At 66.9% G+C, this 16,233-nt stretch carries 19 protein-coding genes and 1 pseudogene; 15 read left to right on the forward strand and 5 right to left on the reverse strand.

Annotated elements, in window-relative coordinates; genetic code table 11:
• Window positions 1–34: 34 nt before the first annotated feature.
• Window positions 35–1,327, reverse strand: coding sequence for an adenylosuccinate synthase (locus JNL31_RS18610; RefSeq protein WP_294976659.1), 1,293 nt, complete (start codon window positions 1,325–1,327; stop codon window positions 35–37).
• Window positions 1,328–1,453: 126 nt separating this feature from the next.
• On the opposite strand from JNL31_RS18610, the gene arsC reads away from it, so the two are divergent.
• Together arsC and JNL31_RS18620 are read left to right on the forward strand one after the other, a co-directional pair.
• Window positions 1,454–1,867 (forward strand): arsenate reductase (glutaredoxin), encoded by a 414-nt coding sequence (gene arsC / locus JNL31_RS18615; RefSeq protein ID WP_294976662.1) that lies wholly within the window; start codon window positions 1,454–1,456, stop codon window positions 1,865–1,867.
• Window positions 1,864–2,532 (forward strand): MIP/aquaporin family protein, encoded by a 669-nt coding sequence (locus JNL31_RS18620; RefSeq protein ID WP_294976664.1) that lies wholly within the window; start codon window positions 1,864–1,866, stop codon window positions 2,530–2,532. Before arsC ends, JNL31_RS18620 begins: the two co-directional genes overlap by 4 nt.
• Here JNL31_RS18620 and JNL31_RS18625 read toward each other — a convergent pair.
• Window positions 2,529–2,855, reverse strand: coding sequence for a hypothetical protein (locus JNL31_RS18625; RefSeq protein WP_294976666.1), 327 nt, complete (start codon window positions 2,853–2,855; stop codon window positions 2,529–2,531). The two genes, JNL31_RS18620 and JNL31_RS18625, sit on opposite strands and share 4 nt — an antisense overlap.
• Window positions 2,856–2,931: 76 nt before the next feature.
• Here JNL31_RS18625 and JNL31_RS18630 point away from each other — a divergent pair, with 76 nt between their 5' ends.
• From JNL31_RS18630 to JNL31_RS18645, 4 genes and pseudogenes are all read left to right on the forward strand, one after another.
• The gene (locus JNL31_RS18630) at window positions 2,932–3,327 is read left to right on the forward strand and encodes a DUF6524 family protein (RefSeq protein ID WP_294976669.1); all 396 of its coding nucleotides are present in this window, start codon (window positions 2,932–2,934) and stop codon (window positions 3,325–3,327) included.
• A complete protein-coding gene (locus JNL31_RS18635; protein WP_294976672.1) occupies window positions 3,320–3,706 on the forward strand; it encodes a VOC family protein in 387 nt (128 codons plus the stop codon). Before JNL31_RS18630 ends, JNL31_RS18635 begins: the two co-directional genes overlap by 8 nt.
• A 194-nt stretch (window positions 3,707–3,900) precedes the next feature.
• A pseudogene (gene secG, locus JNL31_RS19200) lies at window positions 3,901–4,116 on the forward strand (preprotein translocase subunit SecG); the annotation flags it as partial.
• Between the two features lie 338 nt (window positions 4,117–4,454).
• Window positions 4,455–6,098, forward strand: a complete 1,644-nt coding sequence (locus JNL31_RS18645; protein WP_294976678.1) for a CTP synthase — start codon at window positions 4,455–4,457, stop codon at window positions 6,096–6,098.
• A 56-nt stretch (window positions 6,099–6,154) separates the two neighbouring features.
• Here the strand turns inward: JNL31_RS18645 and cls are convergent, their stop codons facing one another.
• The 3 genes from cls to JNL31_RS18660 form a co-directional block, all read right to left on the reverse strand.
• Window positions 6,155–7,573, reverse strand: a complete 1,419-nt coding sequence (gene cls, locus JNL31_RS18650; protein WP_294976681.1) for a cardiolipin synthase — start codon at window positions 7,571–7,573, stop codon at window positions 6,155–6,157.
• Window positions 7,574–7,651: 78 nt separating this feature from the next.
• Window positions 7,652–8,119: an META domain-containing protein gene (locus tag JNL31_RS18655; RefSeq protein WP_294976684.1), complete on the reverse strand. Its 468-nt coding sequence runs from the start codon at window positions 8,117–8,119 to the stop codon at window positions 7,652–7,654.
• A gap of 179 nt (window positions 8,120–8,298) precedes the next feature.
• On the reverse strand, window positions 8,299–8,958 hold the full coding sequence (locus tag JNL31_RS18660) for a TerC family protein (protein WP_294976686.1): 660 nt from the start codon (window positions 8,956–8,958) through the stop codon (window positions 8,299–8,301).
• Between the two features lie 159 nt (window positions 8,959–9,117).
• Here JNL31_RS18660 and rlmJ point away from each other — a divergent pair, with 159 nt between their 5' ends.
• The 9 genes from rlmJ to JNL31_RS18705 all read left to right on the forward strand — a co-directional run bounded on the left by rlmJ (window position 9,118) and on the right by JNL31_RS18705 (window position 16,184).
• The gene (gene rlmJ, locus JNL31_RS18665) at window positions 9,118–9,897 is read left to right on the forward strand and encodes a 23S rRNA (adenine(2030)-N(6))-methyltransferase RlmJ (RefSeq protein WP_294976689.1); all 780 of its coding nucleotides are present in this window, start codon (window positions 9,118–9,120) and stop codon (window positions 9,895–9,897) included.
• A complete protein-coding gene (locus tag JNL31_RS18670; protein ID WP_294976693.1) occupies window positions 9,894–10,778 on the forward strand; it encodes a PhzF family phenazine biosynthesis protein in 885 nt (294 codons plus the stop codon). Before rlmJ ends, JNL31_RS18670 begins: the two co-directional genes overlap by 4 nt.
• 46 nt (window positions 10,779–10,824) lie before the next feature.
• Window positions 10,825–11,262 (forward strand): TerB family tellurite resistance protein, encoded by a 438-nt coding sequence (locus JNL31_RS18675; RefSeq protein ID WP_294976696.1) that lies wholly within the window; start codon window positions 10,825–10,827, stop codon window positions 11,260–11,262.
• Window positions 11,259–12,029: a PhnD/SsuA/transferrin family substrate-binding protein gene (locus tag JNL31_RS18680; protein WP_294976699.1), complete on the forward strand. Its 771-nt coding sequence runs from the start codon at window positions 11,259–11,261 to the stop codon at window positions 12,027–12,029. Before JNL31_RS18675 ends, JNL31_RS18680 begins: the two co-directional genes overlap by 4 nt.
• Window positions 12,030–12,134: 105 nt before the next feature.
• Entirely contained in the window at window positions 12,135–12,917 is a 783-nt protein-coding gene (locus JNL31_RS18685; RefSeq protein ID WP_294976701.1) for an amino acid ABC transporter ATP-binding protein, read from the forward strand.
• 29 nt (window positions 12,918–12,946) lie between these two features.
• Window positions 12,947–13,624 carry a transporter substrate-binding domain-containing protein gene (locus JNL31_RS18690; protein WP_294976704.1) on the forward strand — a complete coding sequence of 226 codons (678 nt, stop codon included), beginning with the start codon at window positions 12,947–12,949 and terminating at the stop codon, window positions 13,622–13,624.
• A 36-nt stretch (window positions 13,625–13,660) separates the two neighbouring features.
• Window positions 13,661–14,416 carry a transporter substrate-binding domain-containing protein gene (locus tag JNL31_RS18695; protein WP_294976706.1) on the forward strand — a complete coding sequence of 252 codons (756 nt, stop codon included), beginning with the start codon at window positions 13,661–13,663 and terminating at the stop codon, window positions 14,414–14,416.
• A 59-nt stretch (window positions 14,417–14,475) separates the two neighbouring features.
• Entirely contained in the window at window positions 14,476–15,354 is an 879-nt protein-coding gene (locus JNL31_RS18700) for an ABC transporter permease (RefSeq protein WP_294976709.1), read from the forward strand.
• A gap of 2 nt (window positions 15,355–15,356) precedes the next feature.
• Complete coding sequence (locus tag JNL31_RS18705; protein ID WP_294976757.1) at window positions 15,357–16,184, forward strand: ABC transporter permease; 828 nt, start codon at window positions 15,357–15,359, stop codon at window positions 16,182–16,184.
• The last annotated feature ends 49 nt before the right edge of the window (window positions 16,185–16,233 follow it).

Here is a 16,233-nt window from a genome sequence, read left to right on the forward strand (position 1 = left end):
GCGAAGAGAAGGCGAAGCCGCACGATGAGCCCCTTCAATCCGCGAACGGGTCCGTCACAAGGATCGTATCGTCGCGCTCGGGCGAGGTCGACAGAAGCGCCACCGGGCACTGGATCAGCTCCTCGATCCGGCGGACATACTTGATCGCCGCCCCCGGCAGTTCGGCCCAGGACCGCGCCCCGGCTGTCGTCTCCGACCAGCCTTCCAGCTCTTCATAGACCGGCGTGCAGCGCGCCTGCTCATCAGCGGCGATCGGCAGATAGTCCATCCGCTTGCCGTCCAGCTCGTAGGCCACGCAGATCTTCAGCCGCTTGAACCCGTCCAGCACATCGAGCTTGGTCAGCGCGATCCCCGAGACGCCGCTCGTCGCGCAGGTCTGCCGCACCAGCACCGCATCGAACCAGCCGCAGCGCCGCTTGCGCCCCGTCACCGTGCCGAACTCATGCCCGCGTTCGCCCAGCCGCTCACCGTCCGCATCATGCAGTTCCGCCGGGAACGGCCCTTCACCCACCCGTGTCGTGTAGGCCTTGACGATCCCCAGCACGAAGTCGATGGCCGTCGGCCCCACCCCCGTCCCGGTTGCCGCCTGCCCGGCGATGGTGTTGGACGATGTGACATAGGGATAGGTCCCGTAGTCGATGTCCAGAAGCGACCCCTGCGCCCCCTCGAACAGGATGCGCTTGCCCGCCCGCCGCGCTTCGGTCAGCACTTTCCAGACCGGCCCGGCATAGGGCTTCAGCTTCGGTGCAATCTCCAGCAGTTGCGCCTTCAGCGCCGCCGGATCGACCGGCTCCAGCCCGAGGCCCGCCCGCAGCGCGTTGTGATGCGTGAGCAACCGCCCGATCCGCGTGTCCAGCGTCGCCGCGTCGAACAGGTCCGCCACCCGGATCGCCCGGCGACCGACCTTGTCCTCATAGGCCGGGCCGATGCCCCGCCCCGTGGTCCCGATCTTCGCGACCGAAGTCTGCGCCTCTCGCCCCCGGTCCAGCTCGCCATGGATCGGCAGGATCAGCGAGGCATTCTCGGCCAGCATCAGGTTTTCGGGGCTGATCTCCACCCCCTGCCCGCGCAGCTTCTCGATCTCGGCCACGAGATGCCAGGGATCGACCACCACGCCGTTGCCGATGACCGACAGCTTGCCACCGCGCACGATGCCGGACGGCAAGAGCGACAGCTTGTAGACCGTGTTGCCGATGACCAGCGTATGGCCCGCATTGTGCCCGCCCTGGAACCGCGCGATCACGTCGGCCCGTTCGGACAGCCAGTCGACCAGCTTGCCCTTGCCCTCATCGCCCCACTGGGCACCCACCACGACGACGTTGGCCATGCGCACTTCCCCGAGTCGAGTTCAAAACCACGCGGGGTATAGCGGCACGCGGGATGGGGGGAAACCCTGCAATTGCGCGCCCGCAACTGTCATGCAAACGTCATGCAATTGAAATAGGCGAGGCCCATGGACGACATCATCCTCTACCACAACCCCGCCTGCGGCACCTCGCGCAACACTCTCGCCCTGATCCGTGCCGCCGGGATCGAGCCCGTGATCATCGAATACCTGAAGACCCCACCCTCGCGTCAGGACATCCGGGCGCTGGCGCTGGCGAGCGGCCAGCCGCTACGCGCCCTGCTGCGCGAGAAGGATACGCCCTACGCCGCACTTGGCCTCTCCGACCCCGGCCTGACCGACGACCAGCTTCTCGACGCGATCGAGGCGCATCCGATCCTCTTGAACCGGCCCATCGTCGTCACGCCCAACGGCACCCGCCTCTGCCGCCCGTCCGAGGCCGTGCTGCCCCTCCTGCCGCCGATGACGGGGCGGTTTACCAAGGAAGACGGCGAGGTCATCGACCTTTCCGTCCGGACATGACCCCGCGCGCCCTTGTTGCCGAGGCGCTGGGGACCGCACTTCTGGTCGCCACGGTGATCGGCTCGGGCGTCATGGCCGACCGGCTGTCCGGCGGGTCGGTGGCGCTGGCACTCCTCGCAAACACGCTGGCGACCGGGGCGATCCTTGTTGTCCTGATCACCACTCTCGGCCCGCTGTCCGGCGCGCATTTCAACCCGGTCGTCAGTCTGGTCATGGCGCTTCGCCGCAACCTGCCCTGGCGCCGCCTGGCCCCCTATGTTGCGGCCCAGATAGCAGGCGGGGCCGCCGGGGCGATCCTTGCCAACCTGATGTTCGACCTTGCCCCTGTCACGCTTTCCGACACTGCCCGGGGCGGGACCGGCCAGCTGATCTCCGAGTCCGTCGCGACCTTTACCCTGATCGGCGCCATTCTCGGCGGCCTGGCCTTTGCGCCGCAGGCGATCCCCTGGCTTGTCGGCCTGACGATCACCTCGGCCTACTGGTTCACCGCCTCGACCTCCTTCGCCAACCCGGCCGTGACGCTGGCCAGGTCCCTTTCGGACAGCTTCGCCGGAATCGCCCCCGCTTCGACCCCCGGTTTCATCATCGCGCAACTGGCCGGAGCGCTGGTCGGTACCGCGCTCTGGGGCTGGCTGTTTGCCGTTCCCCGGCCGGACCCGGCTTAGAGATGAAGCCGCGGCATGCGTCCGCCCGATTGCAAGGTGACCACGACGCCAGCGACCACGAAGATCGCCAGCAGCCCGACGAGAAGCCACAGAAGCCCGCGCGGACACCGCCCGGTCGCCAGCATTGCGCCACCCATCGCCACCAGCACAGCCCCGGTCACCATAAGCCAGAGGACAGACAGGCCCGCCCCATCCGGCGTGATCCGCCAGCGCAGGACGCCGCTGAACAGATGCACCCCGGTCCAACCAAGCGCCGCCCCGCCGAGCAGGAAGACCAGCCCCCCGATCCGCATCCGTGACGCCGTCGCCGCGTCCGTCGCCATTCCCCGCCCTTTCACTTGGCCTTCGCACACCGCTCAGGCTAGCATGGCCCGACCGTGATCCCAAAAGGACAAGCAGATGGGCTTCCTTCTTCGCTGGCTTGGCGCGTTCCTCCTTCTCGCCGCGATCTTCAACCCGACCGACTGGAACTTCGTCCGCTGGGCGCAGTCCTCATGGGGGGCGCAAACCTCGCTGGTCGTCTTCACCGGCCTGATCCTTGCCGTCGCGGCCATGGTCTACCTCGTCGCCACCATGCGCTCGATCGGCGTGCTTGGCGCGATCATCATCGCCGCGATCTTCGGCGCCGGGCTCTGGGTGCTGACCGACTGGGGCCTTCTCGGCCTCGACAATTCCAGCCTGAACACCTGGCTCGGCATCTTGGTCCTGTCGCTGATTCTCGGCATCGGCATGTCCTGGTCGATCCTGCGCCAGCGCCTGTCGGGCCAGCAGACCACGGACGAGGTCGATGGCTGAGACCTTCCTCTACCTTACCCTCGGCAGCAACGACATTGCCCGCTCCGCCCGCTTCTACGATGCCGCACTTGCGCCCCTTGGCCTTGTCCGCCGCGCGACGGAGGATGACGAAATCGGCTACGGCCTGCCCGATGACCGTCGCACCAGGCTCTGGATCACGCGCCCCTTCGATGGCAGGCCCGCGACGGTCGGCAACGGTTCCATGCCCGCCTTCGTCGCACCCGGTCGGGACGCAGTGAAGGCCTTCCACCGCGCCGCCCTCGCGCATGGCGGCAGCGACGAAGGCGGGCCCGGCCTGCGACCCTTCGGCCCCTCCTTCTTCGCGGCTTATGTCCGCGATCCCGACGGCAACAAGCTCTCCGCCGTCCACGAGGGCTGAGCCGCGTTTTCCCCTTGGCCGAAATATCCCCGCCGGAGGCATCGACGCGCGGCAGGCCGGGCGTCTGGTCCGCGGTAGCGCCGCCCGAGGGGCTCGATGCCCCGAGGGCGGCTCCCCCGCCGGGAACCCTTGCGCCCCGGCCCCCTTCCGCCTAGATAGGCGCGTCAGCCGCCAGAAGCCCGCCGGAGCCTGCCTTGGAAAACGTCGTCCTCACCATCCACCTGATCCTCGCGCTCCTTCTCATCGGCGTGGTGCTCCTGCAGCGCTCCGAAGGTGGCGGGCTCGGCATGGGTGGCGGCGGCGGCACGATGTCCGCCCGGGGCGCGGCCACGGCGCTGACCAAGCTGACCTGGATCTTCGCCTTGGCCTTCATCGTCACCTCGATCACCCTGACCATCCTGTCCGCCCGCGGCGGTGATGTCGGCTCGGTGGTCGACACCGCGACGACCGATGCCGCGACCGAGGCTCCGGCGACCGAAGCCCCGGCCACGACCGGCGGCGGGCTTGCCGGGACCGACCTGACGCTGCCCGGCACCGCCACGGCGCCTGCCGCCCCGCCTCCGGCCGATGCGCCCGCCGCACCGCCCGCCAATCCCTGATCCCACAACTGCTTGCCTGCCCTCCGACCGTGCCCGCATGATCTAGCGGGGGGCGTTGCCTATTCCAGCGGGAGTCGCTATATCTCGACTCCCGTGGTGCCGCGATTCCACCTGTCCCGAATCGCGCTCAATGACACGGGAGTCCCGCCTTGGCGCGTTATATCTTCATCACCGGTGGTGTGGTTTCCTCCCTCGGCAAGGGCCTTGCCTCGGCCGCCCTCGGTGCGCTTCTTCAGGCAAGGGGCTACACCGTCCGCCTGCGCAAGCTTGACCCCTACCTGAACGTCGACCCCGGCACGATGTCGCCTTTCGAACATGGCGAGGTCTTCGTCACCGACGACGGCGCCGAGACCGACCTCGACCTTGGCCACTACGAACGCTTCACCGGCGTCCATGCCCGGCAGACCGACAGCATCTCCTCCGGCCGGATCTATTCCAACGTGCTGGAAAAGGAACGCCGGGGCGACTACCTCGGCAAGACCATCCAGGTCATCCCCCACGTCACCAACGAGATCAAGGACTTCCTCAGGATCGGTGACGGTGAGGTCGATTTCATGCTCTGCGAGATCGGCGGCACGGTCGGCGACATCGAGGGCCTGCCCTTCTTCGAGGCGATCCGCCAGTTCATCCACGAACGCCCGCGCGGCCAGTCGATCCTGATGCACCTGACGCTTCTCCCCTACCTTTCCGCCTCTGGAGAGCTGAAAACCAAGCCCACCCAGCACTCGGTCAAGGAACTGCAGAGCATCGGCCTCGCCCCCGACGTGCTCGTCTGCCGCAGCGAACACCCGATCCCCGACCGCGAGCGGGAGAAGATCGCCCTCTTCTGCAACGTCCGGAAAGAGGCCGTCATCCCCGCCTATGACCTGAAGACGATCTATGAGGCGCCGCTGGCCTACCACCGCGCGGGCCTCGACCAGGCGGTCCTCGACGCCTTCGGCATCACCCCGGCGCCGAAGCCCAACCTCGCCCGCTGGGAAGACGTGATGGACCGCATCACCCACCCCGAGGGCGAGGTCCGCGTCGCCATCGTCGGCAAGTACACCCAGCTGGAAGACGCCTACAAATCCATCGCCGAGGCGCTGACCCATGGCGGGATGGCCAACCGCACCAAGGTTCGCGCCGAATGGATCGACGCCGAGATCTTCGAACGCGAGGACCCCGCGCCCTGGCTGGAGAACTTCCACGCCATCCTCGTGCCCGGCGGCTTCGGCGAGCGCGGCACCGAGGGCAAGATCAAGGCCGCCACCTTCGCCCGGCAACGCAAGGTGCCCTATCTCGGCATCTGCCTCGGCATGCAGATGGCGGTGATCGAGGCGGCGCGGAACCTTGTCGGCGTGAAGAATGCCGGCTCCGAGGAATTCGACCACGAGGCGGGCGCGAAACGCTTCACCCCGGTCGTCTACCATCTGAAGGAATGGGTCCAGGGCAACCACACCGTCCGCCGCAAGGCCGACGACGCCAAGGGCGGCACCATGCGCCTCGGCGCCTATACTGCAAACCTGAAGGACGGCTCGGCGGTGGCCCGCATCTACGGCACCAACGTCATCGAGGAGCGCCACCGCCACCGCTACGAGGTCGACATCCAGTACCGCGAGGACCTGGAGAAATGCGGGCTGATGTTCTCCGGCATGTCCCCGGATGGGCGCCTGCCGGAGATCGTCGAGGTCAAGGACCACCCCTGGTTCATCGGCGTCCAGTTCCATCCCGAGCTGAAGTCGAAACCCTTCGCGCCGCACCCGTTGTTCGCGGATTTCGTCAGGGCAGCGGTGGAGGGCGCGCGGTTGGTGTAGGAAGGGCACACCCTTTCGGCGCCATCGGTGTGGGTGCGCTACAGCGCACCGCCGCCTCACAACACCGGCCCCATGATCGCCAGCGCGTTGTTGGTTAGCCTCCGACCGATCCCCCAGGCCGCCACCTCCTCCAGCGTGACCTGCCGCGATTGGGCCAGGAACTCCTCCTGCCGGGCGCGCATCGCCGCGGTGGCGGCCGGGTCGACCAAGAGGATGTTGTTCTCGTAGTTCAGGTCGAAACTGCGCCGGTCCATGTTGGCCGAGCCGATCAGGGTGATCTCGCCATCCAGCGTCAGGGTCTTGGCGTGCAGAAGGCCCGGCAGAAATTCGTGCAAGCGCACGCCCGCCTCAAGGAAGCTCTCGTAATGGCTGCGGCTGGCGGCCCCCACCGCGAAATCGTCGTTGCGCGCGGGCAGGATCAGCGTGACCTCAACCCCCCGGTTCGCCGCCGCGCAGATCGCCGCCTGCAGGGCCTGGGTCGGCACATAATAGGGCGTGGTGATGAAGAGGCTCTTCTCGGCAGCGAAGATCAGGCTGGTGAACATCTCGGGCATGGCGGCATCGCGGAAGGTCGGGCCCGTCGCCACCACCTGCGCCACGAAACCCGGCCCCGGCGGCTCGGCCGGTGCCCGCAGGATCGCGGTGATGTCATCGCCGCCGTTCCCCATCCAGTCGCTGGCGAAAAGATGCTGGTTCTGCCGCACCACCGGGCCAGTGAACCGCATCACCGTATCCACCCAGGGGGCGAACCGCGCTTTCGGCAGGAAAGCGGGGTCGGCGCAGTTCTGGCTGCCGCAATAGGTGACGCGGTTGTCGATCACCAGGATCTTGCGGTGATTGCGCAGGTCGATCCGCCCGTTCAGCATCCGCAGCAGCGGATTGCCGACCGGCAGGGCGATCCGGGTCTGCGCCCCGGCCTCGGCCATCTGCCGCCAAAGCTTGGTCTTCGTGAATTGGCGCGAGCCGATGTCATCGACCATCACCCGGCAGGCCACGCCCCGCGCGGCCGCCCGCATGACCGCCTCGGCCATCCGCGTGCCGTTGCCATCATCCAGCCAGATGTAGAAGACCAGATGCACATGATCCACGGCGCCGTCGATGTCGGCCACCATGCCGGTGATCGCCGCATCCGAACCGGCCATCAGCTGCATCGCATTGCCGCCGGTCGGAGCATAGCCGGAGATCGACTGCCCGACCCGCAGCATCGCCCGCGCCGTCGTCGACAGTCGGCCATCATCCGGCAGGGCGGCGGCCTCGGGGCGCGGCAGGTCGGCGAAGGTGCGCTGCATGGTCCTGATCCGCCACCGGCCAATGCTCGTCTGCCCGAGAAGCAGATAGGCCAGCGCGCCGAGATAGGGCAGCGTCACCACGATCAAGAGCCAGGCCGCGCGGGTTTCCGGCTGGCGATGGCGCCGCAGAAGGATGTGGGCCGACACCAGAAGCGCAAAGGCGATGTGAAGCAGGATGGCGATCATGCGAACCTCGGAACATCCGGCACGACGGTGAAACCGGCGGCCACAGGCGGTCGGCGTGGCCCGGCCTTCGCCCGTGCCTTACCACAGGCAGACTGCGACAGTCCCATCCTCGCGCGACAGCCACAACCCCTCGGGTGCGGCCACGAACCAGCGAACCTCGCCCAACGCCTTCAGGTAAGCCGCCTCCCGTTCCATCCGGTCCGGCTCGACGCAGGCCATCTCCGTCACAGCGAGCGGTCCGAAGACCAGTTCGCCCGCGTCCATCTCTGCCGTTCCCGTGAAGCGGTTGCAGCCGGTGGTTCCGGTGACCGTGCCGTCAAAGCCGATCTTGAGCGACAGGCCCGCGTCCTCGGGCACCGGTACCCCGTCGATCAGCAGCGGCACCCAGATCAGGTCGGCGATCCGTCCGACCGAGATCGAGACGCCGCCCTCCAGCCCCGGATCGCCACCGTCGAAACGCGGGGGCTCGGGCTGGTTGCAGGCCAGCGCAAGGGCGGGGTTCAGGGCAAGACCGGCGATCAGGGAAAGGGCAACAAGGCGGTCCATCACGACACTCCGGCGGTTGTGGGCCGATCCTGCCACCCGGACGCGCCCCTGCCAAGACAGGTCTTCCCGACCGAAAGCAAGGGCCGGGGCCCTTGCGGCCCCCGCCCGACGTTAACACGGCACATCAAGTTCGGCCCGCAGGCTCCTGACTTTTCAAGGCAAGCGTGGAGCCGTCTTGATCAGCCCAGCATTCCCACCACCATCGGCTCCACCTGATGCCAGCCCTCCCACATCATCTTCAGCGCGACGTAGAGGATGATCAGAAGCCCGACATAGGCGATCCAGCGGTGCTTGTTCAGAAGGCTGGCGATCCAGCTCGCCGCAAGCCCCATCAGCGCGACCGACAGGATCAGGCCGATGATCAGCACGGTCGGGTGCCCATGCGCGGCCCCGGCGACGGCCAGCACGTTGTCGAGGCTCATCGAGACGTCGGCCACGACGATCTGCGTCGCGGCCTGGGCGAAGGTCTTGCGCGGGGCGCCCCCCGCCACGGTCCCGTCGGCGTTCAGGTCGGATTCGGCCAGCGCCTCGACGGCGGCATCTGCAGCCTGGTGCGTGGTGGACAACTCGCGCCACATCTTCCAGCACACCCACAGAAGCAGGATGCCACCCGCCAGAAGCAGCCCGGCGATGGCCAGAAGCTGCGTCGTGACCAGCGCAAAGCCGATCCGCATGACGGTGGCGGCGATGATGCCGACCAGGATCGCCTTGGCCCGCTGTTCTTTCGGCAAGCCCGCAGCGGCAAGACCGATGACGATGGCATTGTCGCCCGCGAGCACCAGGTCGATCCCGATGACCTGCATCAGGGCAAGGAAGCCTGCGTAAGTGAAAATCTCCATTCCGTCCCATCCATCCGTTGCGGTGTGCGTGGCCGGGCCCTGAAGGAGCTCTTCGTGCCAATGACCGGGCAGATAGGCGCGGAAGCACGGCGCCGCAAGTCTGCAACCGGCAAATACTTTGCCTTGCCCCGGCGGGCCGCGACCGGTTAGGGCTGGCCCATGCTGTCGTACCAACATCTCTACCACGCCGGGAATCTGGCCGATGTGCAGAAGCACGCGGTGCTGGCCTGGGTGCTGGACTACCTGACCCGCAAGGACAAACCGCTGACCTATATCGAGACCCATGCCGGGCGCGGGGTCTATGATCTGTCGGCCGATGAGGCGGTGAAGACCGGTGAGGCGGCGGCGGGCATCGCACTGGCCGAGCGGCTATTTCCGGCCGACCACCCCTACCGGCAGCGGCTGGACGAGGCGCGGGCGGGTTATGGGTCGCAGGCTTATCCCGGTTCACCCCTGATCGCGGCCCTCGGGCTGCGCGAGACGGACACGATCCACCTGGCCGAGCTGCACCCGCAGGAGTTCGCGGCCCTGAAAGCGGCGGCGAAGGACTGGGGGGCGCATGTCCACCAGAAGGACGGGTTCGAGCTGGTGCTGGCGCTCACGCCCCCCACCCCACGCCGGGGGCTGATGCTGATCGACCCCTCCTGGGAGGTGAAGGCCGACTACGAGGCGATCCCGCGCCACATGGCCAACATCCACCGCAAATGGAACGTCGGCATCCTGGTCCTGTGGTATCCGCTTCTGAAGGGCGGCGCGCATGGCCCGATGCTGACGGCGCTGGCAGCGGCTTTCCCCGAGGGCCTGCGCCACGAGGTCCGTTTCCCCCCCGCCCGCGAGGGGCACCGGATGGAGGGTTCCGGCCTTTTCGTCGTCAACCCGCCCTATGGTCTGGCCGAAGAAACCGCCCGGCTGACCGCGATGTTCAAGGAGCTGCGATGATCGCTTTTCACACGCTGGATGTGTTCACCGAAACGCCCTTCGCCGGCAATCCGCTGGCGGTGGTTCTGGGGGCAGACGGCTTGACCCCGGCGCAGATGCAGGCCATCGCGCGCGAGTTCAACCTGTCCGAGACGATCTTCGTCATGGCCCCGCGCGACCCTGCCCATACCGCCCGGGTCCGCATCTTCTTCCCGACCGCCGAGATTCCCTTCGCCGGGCACCCGACCATCGGCTGCGCTATCCTGTTGGCGGAGGAGGCGCATCAGGGCGACTTCTCCACCACGATCACGCTGGAGGAAGAGGCGGGTCTGGTTCCTGTCACCGTCACCCGGCAAGGCAGCAGGATCAGCGCGGAACTGACCGCGCCGGTTGTCCCCTACCCCGCTGGCGGCACACCGGACACGGTGCTTCTGGCCGCGGCGCTGGACCTTGCCCCGGACGACCTTGGCCCCCATGCCCCCGGCGTGCATGAGGGTGGCCCGCGCTTCCTGTACGCCCCGCTTGCCAGCCTGGACGCGCTGGCCCGCGCCCGGGTGGTCGAGCCGCACTGGTCGCGGCTGATCGCCGCCCATGGCGTCGACAGCGCCTATCTTTATGCGAAGGCAACGGACTGCGACTATCGCGCGCGAATGTACAGCCCGACGGCGGGCATCCCGGAGGACCCGGCCACCGGCTCGGCCAGCGCGATCCTTGCCGCGCAGCTTCTGGCCAATGGCGCGGTGCCGGAGGGAACCACCCGGCTGACCCTGCACCAGGGAGTGGAAATGGGCCGCCCCTCCGCCCTGCACCTCACCATCGAGGCCACAGGCGACGCGCTGACCGCCGTCCGCATCGCGGGCAGCGCGGTGCGGATCGGCGAGGGGCGGCTCACGCCACCCTGATCGAGCGGGGCTTCCCTTGTGACTGGCGCGGGCATAGCTTGCCCCCATGTTCGGTGATCTCCTCCGCCAGCTCCTGGCCCCCGCCCCGCACCGCCTGCCCGAGCCCGATGCCCGGCTGGCGCTGGCCGCCCTCCTGGTCCGCGTCGCCCGCAGCGACGGGCTCTACGCCGCCGAAGAGGTGGAACGGATCGACCGGGTGCTGGCGCATCGCCACGGGCTTGATCCCTTCGCCGCCGCGAAACTGCGCAGCGAGGCCGAGGATCTGGAACGCGAGGCACCGGACACTGTCCGCTTCACCCGCGCCCTGAAGGACGCGGTGGCGCTGGAAGACCGGGCCGACCTGATGACCGCCCTCTGGTCGGTGGCACTGGCGGACGGCCTGCGCGAGGCGCATGAAGACCGGCTGATGCGGCTGGTCGCAAACCTTCTGGGGCTGACCGACGTGGATTCGGCTTTGGCGCGGCAAAAGGCGGAACGGGAATGATCGCCAGCCTCGGCATGTATGACTTCGGCCCGGCGCAGGCCGCGAATGACCGGCTTTGGGCGCTGGTCCGCGATGGTCTGCGCACCCGGGGGATCGCCGCCCCGGAAACCCTGACCCGGGGCGAACATGCCTATTGGGATGCATGGCAATCTCCCCACCTGATCCTGTCGCAGACCTGCGGCTATCCGTTCCGCGCCCGGCTGCACGACCGCGTCACCTATGTCGGAACCCCGGACTACGGGGTCGATGGCTGCCCGCCGGGCTATTACCGGTCCGTCTTCGTCGCCCGCGCCGATGACCCGCGCGAGACGCTGGCCGACTTCGACGGCGCCCGCTTCGCCTATAACGAGGCGCTGTCCCAGTCCGGCTGGGCCGCGCCGCAGACCCATGCGGCGAAGCTGGGCATCCGCCTGCCCCCCACGCTGCAATCCGGCGGGCACCGTTTGTCGGCCCTCGCCGTGGCCGAGGGTCGTGCCGACATCGCCGCGCTCGATGCCGTCACCCATGCGATGCTGCGCGAGGTGGAGCCGCAGGTGGCCGCCCTGCGCGTCCTTGCCCTGACCGACCCGACGCCCGGCCTGCCCTATATCAGCGCCGCAAGTCAGGACCCCGAACCGGTCTTCGACGCCCTGGCCGAGGCCATCGCCGCCCTCTCCGCCCCCGATCGCACCAAGCTGCGGCTTAAGGGACTGGTCCGCATCCCGCGCGAAACCTATCTCGCGGTGCCCAATCCGCCATCGCCCGAGCAGATTGCCGCGGCCGGGTGATCAGATTGCCCGCGACACAGGGCCTGAACGGCTGATTCAACGTTGCAATGATGCAAAATCTCGGTCCTACTGCCGGACCAACCGACCCTCGTGACCAGAAGACCCATGCCCGACCCAAGCCCCGACATCCCGGTCATCGACATCCATGACCTGCACAAGAGCTACGGCCAGCTTGAGGTCCTGAAAGGCGTCGATCTGAAGGCCCCCCGCGGCCATGTCGTGTCGCTGATCGGCTCCTCGGGCTCGGGGAAATCCACGCTCCTGCGCTGCTGCAATCTCCTGGAGGACAGCCAGCAGGGCGAGATCCGGTTCGAGGGCGAGGCCGTGCGCTGGAAGGGCGAAGGCCTGCACCGCCATCCCGCCGACCGGGACCAGGTGACGCGCATCCGCACCAACCTGTCGATGGTGTTCCAGCAGTTCAACCTCTGGTCCCACCTGACCATCCTGCAGAACGTGATGGAAGCGCCCGTCCATGTGTTGAAGCGCGACCCGAAAGAGGTCGAGGAGAAGGCCCGCCACTACCTTGCCAAGGTCGGCATTGTCGAGAAATGCGATGCCTGGCCTGCCCAGCTCTCCGGCGGCCAGCAACAGCGCGCGGCCATCGCGCGCGCGCTCTGCATGGAACCCCGCGCGCTTCTGTTCGACGAACCCACTTCCGCGCTCGACCCCGAACTGGAACAGGAAGTCGTCCGCGTGATCAAGGCGCTCGCCGATGAGGGCCGGACCATGCTCCTCGTGACGCATGACATGAAGCTTGCGGCCGATTGCTCGGACCATGTCATCTTCCTGCACCAGGGCAAGATCGAGGAGCAGGGTCCTCCGGCGAGCCTCTTTGGCAATCCGCAGAGCGACCGGTTGCGCGGTTTCCTGTCGGCAACGGCCGCCTGATGCCTTGCGCCGGCGCTATTGCGACCGCCGTGACCGGAATTATCCTGGCGACGACCGATCCGATCATCGTCGGCACTGACGCGCCCTTCCCGCAGTATACCTATATCGACGATGCCGGGCAGATCACCGGCTTCGAACGCGACCTGATGGACGAGATCTGCCACCGCGCGGTCATGACCTGTTCCTGGGAACTGGCGAATTTCGACCAGCTTCTCCCCGGCGTCATGTCGGGGCAGTTCGACGTGGTCCTCGGCGGGATCGCCGTGACCGATGAACGCCGCGCGCTTGTCGACTTCACCCAGACCTACCATGGCACCGATCCCGAGGAATGGTACATCGGCGCCCCCGGCGCCCCCGGACCCGCGGCAGCGCTGACGGCGGTCCAGTCCGGTACCGTGCAGGAGGCGCATCTGCGCGACATGGGCTACCGCCATCTCTCCTTCTCGACCGAACCCGAGGTGCTGGAAGCGCTGATCTCGGGCAAGGTCGACCTCGCCCTCGGCCCGTTCCAGACCCGCGCCGACATTCGCGATTTTGTCGCAGAGCATGGCCTTGACTATGTCTATTCTGAACTGATCCTTGATGACGGCGTGGGCATGGCCGTCTGCAAGGGCAATGCCGAGCTGCTTGCGACGCTGAACTCGGCCCTCGATGCCATACGCAGCGACGGAACGCTTGCAAGCCTGGAGAACCGCTGGTTCGAATGAAGCGCATCAACCATCCAACGTTAAGGGAGACAAAGGATGAAAAGACTGCTGATCGCAACTGCCCTGGTGGCCGTCTCGGGAACGGCCTGGGCACAAGACGTAGTCCGTCTGGGGACCGAGGGCGCCTACCCGCCCTACAACTTCATCAATGACGCCGGCGAGGTCGCGGGCTTCGAGCGCGAATTCGGCGACGAGCTGTGCAAACGTGCGGGCCTGACCTGCTCCTGGACCACCAACGACTGGGATTCGATCATCCCGAACCTGCAGTCGGGCAACTATGACGTGATCGTCGCGGGGATGTCGATCACGCCGGAACGGCAGGAAATCGTCGATTTCAGCCAGCCCTACCTGCAACCGACGCCCTCGGCCTACCTCGCCCTGTCCAAGGACGCAGACCTGATGTCGGGTCCGGTGGCGGCGCAGACCTCGACCATCCAGGCGGCCTTCGTCGCCGAGAACGGGATGCAGGTGGTGGAATTTGCCACGCCCGAGGAAACCGTGGCCGCCGTGAAGAACGGCGAGGCGGTGGCCGTGCTGGCCGACAGCGACTACCTGAAGCCCATCGCCGATGAATCGAATGGCGAGCTGGTTCTGCTCGACAAGACCGAATCCATCGGCGGCGGCGTCGGCATGGCGTTCCGCAAGTCCGACAAGGAACTGCACGACAAGCTCGACGCGGCGATCAAGTCGATGAAGTGCGACGGCACGCTGGATGCGATGATCCAGAAGCCGGAATACTTCGGGCCGAACTCGCCGCTCGCCTGGGGCGACAAGGGCAAGGAAGGCTGCTAAGGCCATAAGATCACGGGGCGGGCCAAAGGGTCCGCCCCGCTGCCACGAGGGACAACGTGATGTTCGCAGCCTGCGCCGATCCGAAGGCCATCGAGGGCCTGACCTGGGCCATGTGCTACCTGACGTCGGCCAAGCATGTCGATTTCTACTGGTCCTTCGTCACCGTCCTCGCGCTTCTCGCGATCACCGCGCCCGCCGCCCTTGCGATGGGCTTCATGGGCGCCACCGCTGCCCGGTCGCACATCGCGCCGCTGCGCTGGTTGGGCAAGGTCTATATCTGGATGGTGCGCGGCGTGCCCGACATCATCTTCTTCCTGTTCTTCGTCATCGCGCTGGACCAGGGCATCGAATATGTCAAAAGCCTTGCCGTCTGCCCCGGAGGCGAATGGCCCTGGCAGGGGCTGGAGTTCCGCGTCTGCGCCGACGCCAAGGTGCCGCTCGGCAACTCGCCCCCGATCTGGCACCAGCTTTACGGCTTCCTCCTTGCGGTCATCACCTTCGCCATCGTTTTCGGCGCCTTCGTCGCGAACGTCATCTACGGCGCGATGAACGCCGTCCCCCGCGCGCAGCTTGAAACCGCCGAAGCCTACGGCATGAGCCGCGCCCAGGTCTTCCGCCGCATCCTCGTGCCGCAGATGTGGATCTATGCGCTGCCGGGCCTCGGGAACCTCTGGATGATCCTGATCAAGGCCACGCCCCTCTTGTTCCTCCTCGGGGTCAAGGACATCGTCTACTACGCCCGCGAGCTGGGCGGCTCGAAGACGCAGGCTTACGAATACCCGCATGGTGACTGGCGGCTGTGGTATTTCCTGGGCCTGATGGTCTTCTACCTGGTCTTCACCCGGGTCTCGGAAATCGGCATCGGCAAACTGACGCGCAGACTGAGCCATGGCCAGGCCACGGCGGGCGGCGAAGCCCTGCGAAAGGCCGCAGCATGAGCATGACCTGTCTGGAAACCATCCAGGCCTATGGCCTGCGCTCCATCGGCATCGGCGAGAACCTTCTGCCGAAAACCGACTTCACCCTCTGCCAGCAGTTCACCCTGATCGGCTCCGGCCTGATCTGGAACCTGTATTTCGGTGTCCTTGCCCTTGGCTTCGGCTTCTTCCTCGCCAACGCCATCGCCCTGGCCAAGACCGCCCGGAACCCCTGGGTCCGCAAGCCCGCCGAATGGTTCGTCTTCGTCTTCCGCGGCTCGCCCTTGTTCATCCAGTTCTTCCTCGCCTACGAGGCGCTGGTCCTTCTGCCCAAGGGCGGGATCGACATCCTGGGCGTGCATATCGACACAGCCTGGACCACCCGGGCCTGGGCCGGGGCGCTTCTGGTCCTGTTCCTGAACACCGCCGCCTATTCCGCCGAAATCTTCTTTGGCGCGCTGAAATCCATCCCCAAGGGCGACCTTGAGGCCGCCGAGGCCTACGGCCTGACCGGCTGGAAGAAGTTCATCCGCATCGAATGGCCGACCATGCTGCGCCTTGGCTGGCCCGCCTATACCAACGAGGCGATCTTCCTGTTCCACGCCACCACGCTGGTCTACTTCTCCGGCTTCCCGGCCTTCGCGCAGAAGGGCGACGCGCTCTACTATGCGAATTATTTCGCCGACAAGACCTTCAACCCCTTCATCCCCTACCCCATCGTCGCCTTCTACTTCATCTGCCTGACGCTGGTCGTGACCTTCCTCTACGGCCGGGTGAATGCGCGGCTGAACCGACACCTGCCCTCGAACACCAGAAGCAAAATTCGCTTGCGTCCGCAGCTGATCCGGTAGTAGGCTACTTTTGATCAAATTATCCGGGCACCCGCCCGGACCGCTGGAA

It is taken from the genome of Tabrizicola sp. (genome assembly GCF_016792905.1).
Lineage (GTDB): Bacteria > Pseudomonadota > Alphaproteobacteria > Rhodobacterales > Rhodobacteraceae > Tabrizicola.